The organism is Sphingopyxis sp. LC81 (assembly GCF_000756375.1).
Taxonomy (GTDB): domain Bacteria; phylum Pseudomonadota; class Alphaproteobacteria; order Sphingomonadales; family Sphingomonadaceae; genus Sphingopyxis.
This window is the reverse complement of sequence record NZ_JNFD01000018.1, coordinates 15,021-31,519: the sequence shown is the minus strand read 5'-3', so window position 1 is coordinate 31,519 and position 16,499 is coordinate 15,021. Positions and strand designations below refer to the sequence as shown.

Below are 16,499 nucleotides of genomic sequence, written 5' to 3'. Positions count from 1 at the left end.
GTTGTCGGACGGGTCGATTTTCGCCCGCTCAACCGCCTAATGGAATGCGGCGGCGACGAGGCGCAGGCCGACCGTCATGCGCTCGCCCGGACCGAGCCAGCTAAGCCCGCTCGGGCTATGCGGCCGGTTGATCGCATCGGTCATGTGGCTGACGGGTTCGACGCAGAAAGCGTCGCTGTCCGTTGGTGAATAGACGACCGTGAAGGGCAGGTTGTCGGTGGGATCGAGGCGCAGCGCGAGGCCGCGGTTGGGCCATGCGATGGTCAGCGGCCCCGATCGTTCGGTATAGACGGTATCGACCGCGCGCGCCGCGACGGGGCCGCGCCACCAGTCGATCGGGCGCGGCATCTCGCGCAGTTCCAGCGGGATGCCGTCGGCATCATTCTGCCACTCGCCGCGATGCAGACCCACGTAGCGTGTCCGGTCGTCGCGCGGGAAATAGGGATGGAAGCCGAGCCCGGCGGGCATCGGGGAGTCCCCCCGATTGACCAATGAGAGGCGGCAGTCGAGCCCGCCATCCGACAGGGCGAAATGCTGTTCGGCTTCATAGCGCCACGGCCATTCGCCGGAGTCGTGGACGTGACGGAGGCGCGCTTCGCATTTGCCCGCGTCGACGATCTCCCACGCCGCGAGCCATCCGAAACCATGGAGCGGATGCGGATGGTCGCGGCCGGGAAAATTGGGTGCGAGGCGAACCTCGCGCCCGTCATGCTGAAACCGCCCGTTCGCGATCCGGTTCGAGAAAGGAACGAGCGGAAAGCAGGCGGTATCGAGGATCGAGGGGCCGCAGGTCGGGCGCAGCAGCGCCGCACCCTCATACTCGAACCGGGCGATCGAGCCGCCTCTTTCGGGTTCGAGCGCGAGGCGGTAGGGACCCGCGGCCAATTCGATCATCAGAAGCGGTTCATCAGATTTTCGCACCATTCCTGGCGGCCCGAGCGGCGTTCGGGCGCAAGCTGACGTTCGGCGGCGAGGTCGGCAATCGAGGCGAGGCTGGCGCCTTCGCTGCGGATCGCCTGACCCAGCTCTCCATTCCATCCGGCGTAGCGCTCGGCGCGGAAGGCGTCGAGACGGCCGTCCTCGATGATCGCCGCGGCCTTGAGCAGCGCGTGCGCGATCGTGTCGATCCCGCCGACATGGCCGTGGAACAGGTCCGCGGCATCGATGCTCTGGCGGCGGACCTTGGCGTCGAAGTTGAACCCGCCATTGGTGAAGCCGCCGGCGCGCAGGATTTCGATCATCGCGCGCGTCAGCTCCTCGACCGAATTGGGGAACTGGTCGGTGTCCCAGCCATTTTGCGGATCGCCGCGGTTGGCGTCGATCGACCCGAAAATGCCGAGCGCGCGCGCCATCGCGATTTCATGTTCGAATTCGTGGCCCGAAAGCGTCGCATGGTTCGCCTCGATATTGACCTGGACCTCCTTTTCAAGCCCGAAGCGCTTGAGGAAGCCGTAGACGCTCTGCGTGTCGAAATCATATTGATGCTTGGTTGGCTCGTGCGGCTTGGGCTCGATCAGGATCGATCCGGTGAAGCCGATCTTGTGCTTATGCTCGACGACGAGCGACAGGAAGCGGCCGAAATTCTCCTGCTCGATGCCGATGTCGGTGTTGAGCAAAGTGTCATAACCTTCGCGGCCGCCCCACAGGACATAGTTCGACCCGCCGAGGCGGTGCGTCGCCTCGAGCGCGTCGCGCACCTGCAGCGCGCCCCACGCGAAGACTTCGGGATCGGGATTGGTCGCGGCGCCCGCCATATAGCGCGGGTGGCCGAACAGGTTCGCGGTGCCCCACAGCAGCTTGCGGCCGTGCTGCGCCTGCAGCGCCTCGAGATGATCGACCGCTTCGGCAAAGCTGCGGCGGAACGAGGCGGCGTCGTCGGCGTCGGCCATCACGTCGACATCGTGGAAGCAATAATAGGGGACGTCGAGCTTGGCGACGAAGTCCAATGCGGCTTCGCGCTTCGCCTTCGCCGCGGCGGCGTCATTGGGACCGGCCTGCCACGGGCGGCTGAAAGTGCCCGCGCCGAACACGTCGCTGCCCGGCCAGCAGAAGGTGTGCCAGAAGCAGACCGCGAAGCGCAGATGATCTTCCATGCGCTTGCCAAGCACGACGCGGTCCTTGTCGTACCAGCGATAGGCGAGGTCGTCGGCGGCGTCGGGGCCTTGGTAACGGATCGTATCGAACGCGGCGAAATAGTCGTTGCTCATTGATTGTCGTCCTTGTTGGCAAGCCGCGCATAGGCGGCACGGAAAAGCGATTGCTTGGGGGCGAGCCGGTCGCAGAGGTCGGCGTCGGGCTCGATGATGTGGCTGACCGGGGGCGGCACGCAGATTTCGTCGATCGCGCCGCCGGTGACCGCGGCCTGCGCGAGCCGGGCGGCGCCAAGCGCGGGGCCGACCTCGCCGCCGTCGAGATAGGCGAGGCGGACGCCGAGTGCGGCGGCGATGATCCGGCCCCAATAAAGGGATCGCGCGCCGCCGCCGACGACGCTGAGCTGCTCGACGCGGCTTCCCGCCGCGCGCAGCACGTCGAGCCCGTCGGCGAGCGCGAACGCGACGCCTTCGAGCGCCGCCTGGCCGAGCCGCGCGGCGTCGCTGTCATGATCGAGGCCGAGGAAGGCGCCGCGAATATGCGGGTCGTTGTGCGGCGTGCGCTCGCCCGACAGATAGGGGAGGAAGATTTCGGGGCCGCTCGCGATGCCGGCCTGTTCGGCGCGCGCGACGAGCGTCGCGGCGTCACCGGCGCCGGTGGCGCGTGCCGCCCAGTCGATCGCCGAGGCGGCCGACAGGTGGACGCTCATCTGGTGCCACAGGCCGGGCAGGCAATGGCAGAATGCGTGGACCGCGCGCGCGGGATCGGGACGGAAGCTTTCGGTCGCGACGAAGATCACGCCCGAGGTGCCGAGCGACAGCAGCGCATCGCCATCGCGAACGACCCCGACCCCGGCGGCGCCCGCGGCATTGTCGCCCGCGCCGCCGGCGACCGGAACCCGGTCCATGCCCCATGCGTCGGCGACCGCGGCGCGCAGCTGGCCGGTGACCGCCGTGCCTTCATAAAGGCGCGGCATATGCTCGCGCGTCAGGCCGGACGCGCCAAGCATCACATCGCTCCAGTCGCGTGCGGCGACGTCGAGCCACAGGGTGCCCGCGCTGTCCGACATGTCGGACGCCTTGTCGCCGGTCATCAGCAGCCGGACATAATCCTTGGGCAGCAGCACGCTGCGGACCTGGTCGAACAGCGCGGGTTCGTGACGGCGCACCCACAACAGCTTGGGCGCGGTAAAGCCGGGCATCGCGACATTGCCGGTCGCGGCGCGCAGGCCGATTTCGGGCGCTTCGAGTTCGGCGCATTCGGCGAAGCTGCGGCCGTCGTTCCACAGGATCGCGGGGCGCAGCGGCGCGTCGTCCGCGTCGAGCAGCGTCGCACCGTGCATCTGGCCCGCGAGCGCGACCCCGCGCACAGCGCGGCGCAGATCGGCGGGCAGGGCGAGCACGGCCGCTTCGGTCGCCGCCCACCATGCGGCCGGATCCTGTTCGGACCACAGATCGTGCGGGCGCGATACCGACAGCGGCGCGGTCGCCTGTTCGCGAATCGCGCCGCGGTCGTCGATCAGCACCGCCTTGACCCCCGAGGTGCCGATGTCGATTCCTAGAAACATAATATTCCTGCCCCGTCGCCGGCGGCTGCGCGCCGGTTTTGAATTTCGTCGCGTGCCGACCGTTGTCGCTCGCGATCGCTGATATAAGATAGCGCTACCATAGCCACATGATATTTGACTCCGCAAGACCGTTGATGCGCGCGGGTCGGTCGGCGCCCGCCCTTCGTCCAGAGACCGGCGCCGCCGCTGCCGCTGGGCCGGAGAGGGCGCGGCGGGAAAAGCCTTTGCGATGTGAGTGCTTTGCGGATTCGGACTTGACACTCGTGGGCGATGAGCGTGATAGCGCTATCAATCAGGGAGAGAAGATATGGCAACCGTAACCCAAGTGGGCGGCCCAGAAACCGTGAATTTCCGTTTCATTGCGGCAATCGTCGCCGTCGCGACGATCGGCGGATTCCTGTTCGGTTATGATTCGGGGGTCATCAACGGCACCCAGAAGGGCCTTGAGGCGGCCTTCGATCTCGGGCGTCTCGGCATCGGAATCAATGTCGGGGCGATTCTCGTCGGGTCGGCGATCGGTGCCTTTGGCGCCGGGCGGCTCGCCGATGCGATCGGTCGCCGGTCGGTGATGTTGCTCGCCGCCATATTATTCTTTGTGAGCGCGCTGCTGGCCGGCGCTGCCGACAATTCGACCCTGTTCGTGATCGCACGTATCATCGGCGGGCTGGGGGGCGGTGCCGCCCGCGTCATCTCGCCCATCTACATTTCCGAAGTGACCCCCGCCGCGATGCGCGGCCGCCTGTCGAGCCTGCAGCAGGTGATGATCATCGCCGGGCTCACCGGGGCGTTTATCGCCAATTATCTGCTCGCGCATTTCGCGGGCGGCTCAACCGCCGAACTGTGGTTCGGCTATCTGGCGTGGCGCTGGATGTTCTGGCTGCAGGCGGTGCCGGCGATCATCTATTTCGTCGCGCTGCTCGGCATCCCCGAATCGCCGCGCTATCTGGTGGTGAAGGGCCGCGATACGCAGGCGCTGCAGATTCTCGCGCGGCTGTTCGGGCCGGTGGACGCGGCGCGCAAGGTCGCCGAGATCCGCGCGAGCCTCGCCGCCGATCATCACAAGCCGCGCCTTGCCGACCTGATCGACAAGGCGTCGGGGCGGATTCGTCCGATCGTCTGGACCGGGATCGGGCTCGCGGTGTTCCAGCAACTCGTCGGGATCAACGTCGTCTTCTATTATGGCGCGACCTTGTGGGAGGCCGTCGGCTTTTCCGAAAGCGACGCGCTGCTCATCAATATCTTGTCGGGTACGCTCTCGATCGCCGCCTGCCTGCTCGCGATGGCGCTCATCGACCGGATCGGGCGCAAGCCGCTGCTGCTGATCGGATCGGCGGGGATGGCGGTGACGCTGGCGATCGTCGCCTTCGCCTTTTCGACCGCCGCCACCGACGCTTCCGGCGCGGTGTCGCTCGGCGGTTCGTACGGGCTGGTCGCGCTCGTCGCCGCCAACCTCTACGTCGTCTTCTTCAATCTTAGCTGGGGCCCGGTGATGTGGGTGATGCTGGGCGAGATGTTCCCCAACCAGATTCGCGGCTCGGGCCTCGCGGTCGCGGGGTTCGCGCAGTGGATCGCCAATGCCGCGGTCTCGGTCAGCTTTCCCGCGCTCGCGCTCTCACCCGGCCTCTCGCTCACCTATGCTGGCTATGCGGCGTTCGCGGTGATCTCCTTCTTCTTCGTCGCGCGCCGGGTCAACGAGACCCGCGGCCGCGAGCTCGAGGATATGGAAGGATGATCGCGCTGCATCCGGCATCGGGCGGAATGCGGCGGCGGGGCAGGGGGTCAGGCCCGGCCGCCCTTGTCGGCGCCGACCGCGAGCAGCCCGGTGTCCAGCCCGGCCTTCAGCAGGTCGCGCAGCAGCGTGACCGCGGCCGGGGTCGGTTCGAGGTCGGGGTGGATCGTCTTGGCGACCGACAGGCCGCGGATCGCCCATACGACCAGACGGACCATCGGGACGAGCAGCGCCGGATCGGCGGCGGTCGAGCGCGAGACATTACCGAGCGAATCCTGCTCGATCTGGTCATAGATCGGCAGCACCTTTTCGGCGAGCGCGGGGTCCGACCGCGAGCCCTGGAGGATTTCGAGCACCGCGACGCCGGCGGGGCGGCTCAGCACCTTCCACAGCGCTTCGGGAAAGGCGAGGAGCATCTCCTCCTGGCTTTTCGGTCCGGCGAGCAGCCGGGGATATTGCTGGAGCTCATCGGCGTAGACCGACTCGACGACAAAGGCCATCAGATCGGCCTTGGTCGGGAACTGGTGCAGCATCGCGCCGCGGCTGACCCCGGCCGCTTCGGTAATCAGGAGCAGGCTGGTCGCGCCATAGCCATGCGCGTGGAGCATGCGGATCGACGCGTCGAGCAGCGCCTCGCGCGTGCTCGCGCTTCGTTCGGCTTGGGTCCGGCGCATCCGCGGCGGTCTTTTTTCTTCGGTCACGCTCGATCTCATCCCCATTTGGTCACGCCCCACAAGCAATCGTGCCGGACATCGTCGCCGCGCACCCTAGGGGCGGCGACCCGGTCCGCAAGCAAATTTCCCGGCCAGCAATCACGGTCCGGGCCGTCCCGAAATTCGCCCGCATCGCCCGCGTGGCGACTGGCCACGAAGGCCGAGAAACGCAGCGAATTGAAGCGCGAGGCTTTGATCCTTCTGTTCTGACGGATGCAGAAATTGGCATGACATCCGATTGTTGTCGATAAGAAACAAGAAGGATGGACTAGTTTTTAATAGGTGCCTATGGGCGCCATAACATGTGAAGGGAGTTTGACGTCATGGGGGCTAATAAATTTGTAGCGCTGCTCGCGAGCGGTAGCCTGTTCGCGCTGGCGATGCCGGCGCTGGCGCAGGAAGCGCCGGTCGACGCGAGCGCGGCGGCCGACAATTCGGACGATGGCGCGATCGTCGTCACCGCGAACAAGCGCGAAGAGCGGCTGCAGGACGTGCCGATTTCGGTCAGCGTCGTGACCGGTGACCAGCTCGGCCGGCAGAATGTCAACGATCTCGTTGACCTTGCGCGCACGACGCCGAGCCTCAACAACACCGGCGTGCAGGGCGCGATCAGCATTCGCGGTGTCGGCGGCCTGTCGTTCACGCGTTCGTCGGAAGGCAGCGTCGGCGTGGTCGTCGATGGCGTGGCGCTTGCCAGCACCTCCAACTATCCGCCGATGCTGTTCGACGTCGCGCGCGTCGAAGTGCTCGAAGGGCCGCAGGGCACGCTGTTCGGGCGCAACTCGTCGGCCGGCCTGCTCAACATGGTCACGGTGAAGCCCGATCCGACCAAGACCGAGCTGATCCTGCACAGCGATATCGCGACGCGCGACGCCTATACCGCACGCGGCGTCGTCAACCTGCCGATCGCCGCCAATGCGGCACTGCGCGTGTCGGGCGCCTTTTCTCAACAGGCCGATATCCAGAAGAATCTGTTCAAGGGCGACATGCACCGCCAGCGCACCTATGGCGGCCGTGCGCGCCTCTGGTGGGAACCGATCGCCGACTTGGCGTTCAACCTGACCGCCGACTATACCAATTACGACAAGCGCGGCGGTACGCCGTGGACGGTCTATGCGTCGACCCCGGGCAGCCCGCTGTCGCAGCGCCTCGCGGCGTGCGGCGTGACGGTGGAGCAGGAAAACCAGCAGGGCTGCATCGACGGCATCAACGTCAACTGGACCGAAACCTATGGCCTGTCGGGCCAGATCGATGCGACGATCGGCGATCATACGCTGACCTCGATCACCGCTTACCGTTCGCAGCTCGGACGCACGCTGCCGCAGGACGTGGACTCGACGCAGGCGCTGCGCTTCAACCAGGAAGTCGCGAACAACACGCATAACATCAGCCAGGAACTGCGGCTGACCTCGCCCGCCGGCGGGTTCGTCGAATATGTCGCGGGCGCCTATTTCTTCGACAGCAAGTTCCACGGACATGTTCAGAATCTGGGGCCGCTTCTCGCCGATCTCGGCGTTCCTTTCCCGCTCGGCGGGCGCGTCGAACCGGGGGTGAAGATCACCAGCCTTGCGGTCTTCGGACAGGCCACGATCAACGCGACCGACGCGCTGCGCTTCGTGCTCGGCGCGCGCTATGGTAGCGAGAATGTCCTGGCGACATCGCGCGCCAGCCTCACGCCGGGTGCAGTGGCACCGCTCGGGCCGCTCATTCAGTTCCGCGGCCAGGCCAAGGACAATTATTTTTCCTATCGTCTGGGTGTGCAATATGACCTGACCGACGATGTGATGGCCTATGCCACCTATACACGCGGCTATAAGGGACCGTCGGTCAACGACGGCGCCTCGGGTCCGAACATCGACCCGATCGTTCGCCCCGAAATCCCGAAGTCGGGCGAAGTTGGGGTCAAGGCCGACTTGTTCGGCGGCCGCGCCACGGCGAGCCTCGCAGGCTTCTACACGAAGATCACCGACTTCCAGGCGCAGTTCTTCGATCCGACCGCGGCGGTGTTCGTCTATGGCAACGCGCCGTCGCTGACGACCAAGGGCGCCACGCTGACGCTGTTCGGCCGTCCGATGCAGGGCCTGTCGCTCAACGCGGGGCTTTCCTACACCGACGCGCGCTATGGCGACGGCTATGTCGTGACCTGCGCGCAGGGGCAGACGCTGGCCCAAGGGTGCGAACCGATCTTCGTCAATGGCGTCCAGACCGGAACCGGCGACGATGCCGGCGGCAACCGTCTCGCTGGTTCGCCCAAGTGGAAGGCGACGGTCAGCGGCGAATATGAAGCCGCAATCTCGAGCAACGCCGAAGTCTTTGTCCAGGCCGACATGGTCTATACGTCGAAGATCAACTTCCAGGCGTCGTACAGCCCGCTTGCGACCAACGCGGCAGCCGCGATCTTTGGCGGGCGCCTCGGCGTTCGCTTCGACGACGACCGCTTCGGCGTGTCGCTGTTCGCGCGCAACCTGTTCGACGTCTATCGACCGATCACCCGCTTCGCGACGCCGGTCGCGGCGCAGCAGCGCGACCCGCGCTCCTTCTCGCAGCTGACGGGTCCCGAATCGCGGCGCACGATCGGGCTCAGCCTCGACGCCCGCTTTTGAGTGATCGGCGCCGCCCCGACGACCCACAGGTCGTCGGGGCGGTGTCCGTTCGGGCATGACGCCAAATGGAAATCTGACAGATGCGGATCATGAAATTTCTTCTCCTTGCAGCGGCCTCGGCGGTTAGTTTGAACACCGCCGCCGCCCGGCCGGCGCCGGCGGCCGCCTCGGCATCGCTGGCGACCGAGGATCCGCAAGTCCTCGCACGCGCCGACGCGTTGCTTGCGCGGATGACGATCGAGGAAAAGGTCGGTCAGCTCGCGCAGTTGTTCAAGATTCCGGTGCTGCCTTCCGTCGACGACAAGGTGCGGTCGGGGCAGGTCGGCTCGCTGCTGTTCATCACCGATCCCGCCGAGGCGAACCGGCTCCAGAAAATCGCGATGACCGAAGCGCGGCTCAAGATTCCACTTCTTTTCGGGTTCGACGTCCTCCACGGACTCAAGACCATTTTCCCGGTGCCGCTGGGCATGGCGGCGTCGTTCGACCCCGATGTCGCCGAGCAGGCGCAGAGCGTCGCGGCGCGCGAGGCGCGCGCGGTAGGCATCGGCTGGACCTTCGGCCCGATGATCGACGTCGCGCGCGATCCGCGCTGGGGCCGTATGGTCGAGGGTGCGGGCGAAGATCCCTTTCTCGGCGCTGCGATGGCACGCGCGCAGGTGCGCGGTTTCCAGGGACCGCGTCTCGGCACGCCGGGGCATGTCATCGCCGGGCCGAAGCATTTCGCCGGCTATGGCGCGTCGCCGGGCGGTCGCGATTATGACAGCCTCTTCGTGTCCGACGCCGAACTCTATAATGTCTATCTGCCCCCCTTCGCCGCCGCGGTCGACGCCGGGGCGGGGAATGTGATGAGTGCCTATATGGACTTCAACGATGTTCCGGCATCGGCGAGCCCGCGGCTGCTCACCGATATTCTGCGCGGCGAACTCGGCTTTAAGGGCTGGGTCGTGTCGGACGCCAACGCGATCCACAGCCAGGTCAAACAGCATTTCGCCGCCGACGCCGGCGACGCCGCGGTCCGCGCGATGAAGGCGGGCAACGATATGGAAATGGCGCTGCTCGCTCCGGCGTTTGCGACGCTGGCCGACAGCGTCAAGGCGGGCAAGCTGCCCGTCGAAACCGTCGACCGCTCGGTGCGCCGCATCCTCGCCGCGAAGATCGCGATGGGATTGTTCGAGAAGCCCTATGCCGATGAGGCCGAGGCCAAGCGCGTGCTGGCCGACCCCGCGCACCGCGCGACCGCCGAACGCGCCGCCGAACGGTCGTTGGTGCTGCTGCGCAACGAAGGCGGCCTGCTGCCGCTCGCGCCCGGCGCGCACAAGAAGGTCGCGGTGATCGGCCCGATGGCGGACTCGCCCGACGACACGGTCGGCCCTTGGGCGTTCGTCTATGACCGCGACGAAACGGTGACGCTGTTCGAGGGGGTTCGCGATCGGCTTGGACGCGGTGCGAGCGTCCAGACCGCGGCGGGCGTCCAGCTCGCACGCAGCTTCCCGTCGGGGCTCGAAATGTTCCAGCCGCCGCCGCCCGCATGGACCGCCGAGCGCCGCGCGACCGAATTCCAGCAGGCCGTCAAGCTGGCAGGGGACTCCGACCTCATCGTGCTCGCGCTCGGCGAGGCGCGCAACCAGAGCGGCGAGCGCGCATCGGCATCTGACCTGCGGCTGCCGGGCGAGCAGATCAAATTGTTCGAGGCGGTCGCCGCGACGGGCAAGCCGTTTGTCGTCGTGCTGATGAACGGGCGCCCGCTCGACCTCACCGGCATCGTCGATCGTGCGCCCGCGATCCTCGAAGGCTGGTATCCGGGGACGCGCGGCGGCACTGCGCTGGCGCGGGCTTTGTTCGGCGACATCAACCCCGGCGGCAAGCTACCCGTCACCTGGCCGCGGAGCGCCGGACAGGTGCCGATCTTTTACGCGCATAACCGCAGCCAGGCGCCCGAGACGCAGGCGCAGCGCTATTACGACCAGCCTTCGTCGCCGCTCTTCGCCTTCGGCCATGGCCTCAGCTACACCAGCTTCCGCATCGACACGCCGGTGCTCGATACGCCCGAGCTCAAGCCCGCCGGACGGCTGACGGTATCGACGACGATCACCAACACCGGCGCGCGCGCGGGTGACGAGGTGGTCCAGCTCTATATCCACCAGCGCGCGGGCCGCGCGTCGCGCCCGGTGCGCGAACTGCGCGGTTTCCAGCGCGTGACGCTCGCCGCGGGCGAGAGCCGGAAGATCAGCTTCACATTGGATGAAGCGAGCGTGAAATATTGGCATTCGGAAGAGCGCGCGTGGGTGATCGATCCCGGCACCTTCGACCTGTGGGTCGGGACCGACGCGAAGGCTGACCTCACCACGACGTTCGTCGTGGGCGGTGCGCCGCGCACCGTCGCTGCGCGCTGAATCGAGAAGGGAAACAGACGATGATCCGAACGAACCTTGTCCGTCGAACCGGAGGCGCGCTGGCCGCGCTGGTGCTCGGTTCGGCCGCGCTGCTCCCGGCCGCCGCGGTTGCCGCTGCGCCCGGTGCTGCAATCGACTGCCCGCTGCGCGACCAGCCCTATTCGGTGCAGAGCCCGCTCGTCGACGTATTGCTCAATCCGCGCGCCAAGGCGGTGATGGATCGCGAGACGCCCGACCTGCTCAAGGGCTTCCCGCCCGAAATGCTCCGCACGACAACGCCGAGCTTCGCGGCGATCCTGACCCCGAAAAGTGTGCTCGACTTGAAGCGCGTCCCCGCCGAAACCGTCGCCCGGCTCGACGCCGCCCTCGCCGCGGTCGCGCTGGCCGACGAAGACCGCACCGCACGCTGCGCGCGCTACGACAATGATCGCCCGCAACTGGCGCGCACGCCGGGCAAGGTCCGCGTGCTGCTCTTCGAAAAGATGACCGGCTTTCGCGACGGCCCCTCGGTCGACGCCGCGCGCACGGCGTTTGAGGATATGGCCAAGCGCAACGGCTGGTCGCTCACGGTCACCGACAAGGGCGGGGCGTTCACCCCCGAAACCCTGCGCGGCTTCGACACGGTGATCTGGAACAATGTTAGCGGCGATGTGCTGACCATGGCGCAGCGCCGCGCGTTCCAGAACTGGATGGAAAAGGGTGGCGGATACGTCGGCATCCACGGATCGGGCGGCGACCCCGCGACCTTTTGGGACTGGTATGTCGACAAGCTGGTCGGCGCGCGCTTCATCGGCCATCCGAACAGCCCGCAATTCCAGAATGCCAAGCTGGTCGTCGAGACGGCGCCGAGCGGGATCGCATCGGACCTCGCGCCGGGGTGGGAAATGACCGACGAATGGTATTCGTTCGCCGCCTCGCCGCGCACGACCGGCGCGACGGTGATCGCACGGCTCGACGAAGCGAGCTACACGCCGGGCAACAGCTTCGGGCGCGACCTCAAGATGGGTGACCATCCGATCGCGTGGACGCGCTGTGTCGGCAATGGCCGTTCCTTCTACTCGGCGATCGGCCATGTGCCGGCGACCTATGCCGAACCCCACCATCTGAAGCTGCTCGAACAGGCGATCCTGTGGGCGGCGGACAAAGGCAAGAGCCAGTGCCGCGCGGGCCACGAAATTCCGCGCGGCGGCCGCCGCTGACGCGGCGAATTTAACGGAGACTATCGATGCAGCGACGTTCGCTCCTCAAACTCACCGCCAGTGCCGCGGTCGCAGGGATTGCGCTGCGCACCCCCGCGGTGGCTGCTGCGGGCGCGGACAACGGCCCGGTCAAATGGTTCGTCACCACCGCGGCCAAGCCCTGGCAGCGCGCCGCGGCGCCCGCGCTGGCGCCGCTCACCGCGAGCCCGCTCGCGCTTGAGGCGATGATCGCGCTCGGCGCGCCCCAACAGACGATCGACGGCTTCGGCGGCGCGTTCAGCGAACTCGGCTGGCAGGCGCTGTCGGGGCTGCGGCCCGACCGACGCGAGGCCGCGCTCGATGCCCTGTTCGGGTCGGGTGCCGCGCTGACGATAGCGCGCACGCCGATGGGCGCGAGCGACTTCGCGCGCAAATGGTACAGCTATGCCGAAACGCCCGGCGATTTCGCGCTCGACCGGTTCAGCATCGCGAACGACCGCGACACGCTGATCCCGTACATCCGCGCCGCGCTCGACGTCCGGCCCAGCCTTCGCGTCTGGGGATCTCCCTGGTCGCCGCCGACGTGGATGAAGCGCAACGGCCATTATGCGGCGGCGCCGGCATGGCCCGGCCAGCCGTCGAACGGCATCCGCCCCGACCAGCTCGGGCGCGAAGGCGAGGATATGTTCATCCTCGAGGAGCGTTATCTCGACGCCTATGCGCGCTATTTCCGCCGCTATGTCGAGGCGTATCGCGACGAGGGCATCCGCATTTCGGCGGTGATGCCGCAGAATGAATTCAACTCGCCGCAGCCCTTCCCCAGCTGCTGCTGGACGCCGAAGGGGCTCAGCCAGTTCCTGCCGCATCTCGGCCGCGAGATGAAGAAGGTCGACGTCGACATCCTGCTCGGCACGCTCGAACGCGCGAAGCCGGGGCTGATCGACGAGGTGCTCGCCGATCCTGAGGCGGGACCGCTCGTCAAGGGCGTCGGCGTGCAATGGGCGGGCAAGGGCGCGCTGCCCGCGATCCACGCGCGTCATCCGCAGCTTCCGATCTGGGGCAGCGAGCAGGAATGCGGGCGTGGCACCAACGACTGGCATTATGCGCGCTATGGCTGGGACCTGATGAAGACCTATTTCCGCGCCGGCACGACGGCGTGGCATTATTGGAACATGGTGCTGCCCAAGAAGAATATCTCGACCTGGGGCTGGCCGCAAAATTCGCTGATCCACACCGACGGCGCGGGCGATTTCAGGCTGACGCATGATTATTGGGTGCTTCGCCACCTGTCGGCCTTTGTGAAGCCCGGCGCGCGCTTCATCCCGGCGCCGAGCTTTGTCGGCTATGAAAACCAGCTCGCTTTCCGCAATCCCGACGGCAGCCTCGTCCTCGTCGTGCAGAATGCGCTGTCCGAGCCGCTGCCGATGACCTTCGGCATCGGCAAGCAGCAATTGGCGGTCACCTTGCCCGCCGATTCGTTCAGCACGATCACGATCGACGGCGCGCTGCTCGGCGCCGCCTGACCCGCCGCTCCGGCGGCATCCCTGCAATTTCGCGCGTATCGGCCGGGGCGACGGCCGTGCGCCTTCCTCTCCCACATATGCAAGCGACCGAAAACATGACGAAATCCACCGACCTCGACCTCGACGCCATCCGCGCGCGCTATCGCGCCGAGCGCGATCGCCGCACCGCCACGACGGCGGGCGAGCGGCAATATCTCGATGTCGATCAGGGCTTTTCGCACCTGCTCGATGATCCTTATGGCGAAGCGCCGCCGCGGCCCGCGATCGACCGCGAGGTCGAGGTGCTGATCGTCGGCGGCGGCTTCGGCGGGTTGCTCACCGGCGCGCGCCTCAGCGAGGCGGGGATCGACGACATGCTGATCGCCGATGCGGGAAGCGATTTCGGCGGCACCTGGTACTGGAACCGCTATCCCGGCGCGGCGTGCGACATCGAATCCTATATCTATTTTCCGCTGCTCGAGGAAACGGGCTATATGCCCGTCGAACGCTATTCGAAATCGGCGGAAATCCGCGCGCATTGCCGCCGCATCGGCGAGCATTTCGGGCTGTATGAGAAGGCGCTCTTCTCGACGCAGGTCGTCGCGCTAGACTGGGACGCGGCAGCGGCGCGCTGGATCGCGCGGACCAACCGCGGCGACCGCATCGCCGCGCGCTTCACCGTCCTGACGACGGGACCGCTGAACCGCCCGAAGCTGCCCGATATTCCCGGCATCGCCTCCTTCGCGGGGCACAGCTTCCACACCAGCCGCTGGGATTATGCCTATACCGGCGGCAGCGCGACCGAGGTGATGGAAGGGCTGGCGGACAAGCGCGTCGGCATCATCGGCACCGGCGCGACCGGCGTACAGTGCATCCCGCCGCTCGCGAAATCGGCGCAGCACCTCACGGTGTTCCAGCGCACGCCGTCATCGGTCGATGTGCGGAACAACAGCGCGACCGACCCCGACTGGGCGGCCAGCCTGCACCCCGGCTGGCAGCAGGAGCGGATGGAAAATTTCACGGCGCAGTTCACGCGCGAGCTGCCCGCGACCGACCTTGTCGGCGACGGCTGGACCGCGCTCTTCCGCACGCTGCGCGAGAGGCTGGCGAACAATGTCGACGGACTTTCTGCCGCCGAACTGTTCGAACGCGCCGATTTCGAGAAGATGGAGGAACTGCGCGCGCGCGTCGCGTCGATCGTCGAGGACGAGGCGGCCGCCGAGGCGCTGAAGCCCTGGTTCAGCCTCTATTGCAAGCGGCCCTGCTTCCACGACGAATTCTTGCAGAGCTTCAACCGCGACAATGTGACGCTGGTCGACACCGCGGGGCGCGGGGTCGAACGGATCACCGCCGACGCTATCGTCGTCGCGGGCGTCGAATATCCCGTCGACTGCCTGATCTTCGCGACCGGCTTCGACGTCGCGACCAGCTATGCCCAGCGTTCGGGCATGACGGTCCGCGGGGTCGGCGGGCTTTCGCTCAGCGACAAATGGGGCGGCGGGCTGTCGACGCTGCACGGCATGCACACGCGCAGCTTCCCGAACTGCTTCGTGATCAGCCAGGCGCAGGCGGGCATGTCGCCCAATTTCCCACACATGCTGAGCGAGCAGACCGGGCATATCGCGCATATCGTCCGGCACTGCACCGCGCAGGGCATCCAAACCGTCGAGCCGACCGCCGAAGCCGAAGGCAATTGGGTCGACACGATCCTGAAGCTCGGCGAGGCGCGGCGCCAGTTCAACGCCGACTGCACCCCCGGTTATTATAACGACGAAGGCCGCAATTCGGACGTCGCGGCGCGCAGCAGCGCCTTTGGCACCGGGCCCGTCGCCTTCATCAAGCTGTTGCAGGCATGGCGCGAGGCGGGCGATCTGGCGGGCCTCGAACTCGATGGCGATCACGCGCGTGCGAAGATGGAGAATGCAGCATGACTACCGACAACGGACGGCCCGCGATCTTCATCACCGGCGGCGCCTCGGGCATGGGGCTGGAGACCGCGTTGCTTTTTGCCGAGCGCGGCTGGTTCGTCGGCGTCTTCGACGTCAACCGCGAGGGGATCGAGCGCGCCCGCGAGCAGATCGGCGATGATCGCGGCCATTTCGCCTATCTCGACGTCACACAGGCCGACGCCTTCGAACAGGCGATCGCGGACTTTGGCGCCGCCTCAGGCGGGCGGCTCGACCTGATGTTCAACAACGCCGGGATTGCGGCTTCGGGGATGATCGACGACCAGCCGTGGGACGAGATCCGGCGCATCATCGACATCAATCTGATGGGCGTCATCATCGGTGTCCGCGCGGCGACCCCGCTGCTGCGGCAAACCCAGGGGTCGCTGTGCCTCACGACCTCGTCCTCCTCGGCGCTGTTCGGCACCGCTGGGATCGGCATCTATTCGGCGACCAAGCACGCCGTGCGCGGGCTGACCGAAGCGCTGTCGATCGAGCTCAAGCGGTACGGTGTCCGCGCCGCCGACCTGCTGCCGGGCCTGATCGACACGCCGCTCCTGACCGACGGGATCCGCGCGATGGCGCCCGCCGAGGGGGCGTGGCGCCTCGTCCATCCGCGCGAAGTCGCCGAGACCGTCTGGCGCGCCTATCACGAAGACCAGCTCCACTGGTATATCCCCGAGGAGCTTCGCGATTTTCACCGCGCCGTCGTCGACAAACCCGAAGCTGTCCGCGACGAACGCGCGGGACGGAAGAGCGCGATCTGAGCGGATCGAA

The 16,499-nt window shown here is 67.0% G+C and carries 11 protein-coding genes; 7 read left to right on the top strand and 4 right to left on the bottom strand.

What is annotated here, in order from left to right; genetic code table 11:
- Positions 1-36: 36 nt before the first annotated feature.
- From FG91_RS09390 to xylB, 3 genes are read right to left on the bottom strand one after another with little or no spacing between them, the layout of a single operon-like run.
- The gene (locus FG91_RS09390) at positions 37-894 is read right to left on the bottom strand and encodes an aldose 1-epimerase (protein WP_037514433.1); all 858 of its coding nucleotides are present in this window, start codon (positions 892-894) and stop codon (positions 37-39) included.
- On the bottom strand, positions 894-2,207 hold the full coding sequence (gene xylA, locus FG91_RS09385) for a xylose isomerase (protein WP_037514432.1): 1,314 nt from the start codon (positions 2,205-2,207) through the stop codon (positions 894-896). The genes FG91_RS09390 and xylA overlap by 1 nt, the downstream gene beginning before the upstream one ends.
- Positions 2,204-3,658 carry a xylulokinase gene (gene xylB / locus FG91_RS09380; RefSeq protein WP_037514430.1) on the bottom strand — a complete coding sequence of 485 codons (1,455 nt, stop codon included), beginning with the start codon at positions 3,656-3,658 and terminating at the stop codon, positions 2,204-2,206. The genes xylA and xylB overlap by 4 nt, the downstream gene beginning before the upstream one ends.
- Positions 3,659-3,965: 307 nt before the next feature.
- On the opposite strand from xylB, the gene FG91_RS09375 reads away from it, so the two are divergent.
- On the top strand, positions 3,966-5,390 hold the full coding sequence (locus FG91_RS09375; RefSeq protein ID WP_037514428.1) for a sugar porter family MFS transporter: 1,425 nt from the start codon (positions 3,966-3,968) through the stop codon (positions 5,388-5,390).
- Positions 5,391-5,437: 47 nt separating this feature from the next.
- Here the strand turns inward: FG91_RS09375 and FG91_RS09370 are convergent, their stop codons facing one another.
- Positions 5,438-6,061, bottom strand: coding sequence for a TetR/AcrR family transcriptional regulator (locus FG91_RS09370; protein ID WP_052187461.1), 624 nt, complete (start codon positions 6,059-6,061; stop codon positions 5,438-5,440).
- 362 nt (positions 6,062-6,423) lie between these two features.
- Here FG91_RS09370 and FG91_RS09365 point away from each other — a divergent pair, with 362 nt between their 5' ends.
- The 6 genes from FG91_RS09365 (at position 6,424) to FG91_RS09340 (ending at position 16,489) form a co-directional block, all read left to right on the top strand.
- Complete coding sequence (locus FG91_RS09365) at positions 6,424-8,703, top strand: TonB-dependent receptor (RefSeq protein WP_037514427.1); 2,280 nt, start codon at positions 6,424-6,426, stop codon at positions 8,701-8,703.
- Between the two features lie 89 nt (positions 8,704-8,792).
- On the top strand, positions 8,793-11,096 hold the full coding sequence (bglX, locus tag FG91_RS09360; RefSeq protein WP_200878426.1) for a beta-glucosidase BglX: 2,304 nt from the start codon (positions 8,793-8,795) through the stop codon (positions 11,094-11,096).
- Positions 11,097-11,116: 20 nt separating this feature from the next.
- The gene (locus tag FG91_RS09355; protein WP_052187460.1) at positions 11,117-12,295 is read left to right on the top strand and encodes a ThuA domain-containing protein; all 1,179 of its coding nucleotides are present in this window, start codon (positions 11,117-11,119) and stop codon (positions 12,293-12,295) included.
- Between the two features lie 26 nt (positions 12,296-12,321).
- A complete protein-coding gene (locus FG91_RS09350) occupies positions 12,322-13,797 on the top strand; it encodes a glycoside hydrolase family 30 protein (protein WP_081940508.1) in 1,476 nt (491 codons plus the stop codon).
- 95 nt (positions 13,798-13,892) lie between these two features.
- On the top strand, positions 13,893-15,707 hold the full coding sequence (locus FG91_RS09345; RefSeq protein WP_152568066.1) for a flavin-containing monooxygenase: 1,815 nt from the start codon (positions 13,893-13,895) through the stop codon (positions 15,705-15,707).
- A complete protein-coding gene (locus FG91_RS09340; protein ID WP_037514424.1) occupies positions 15,704-16,489 on the top strand; it encodes an SDR family oxidoreductase in 786 nt (261 codons plus the stop codon). The genes FG91_RS09345 and FG91_RS09340 overlap by 4 nt, the downstream gene beginning before the upstream one ends.
- Positions 16,490-16,499 lie beyond the last annotated feature (10 nt).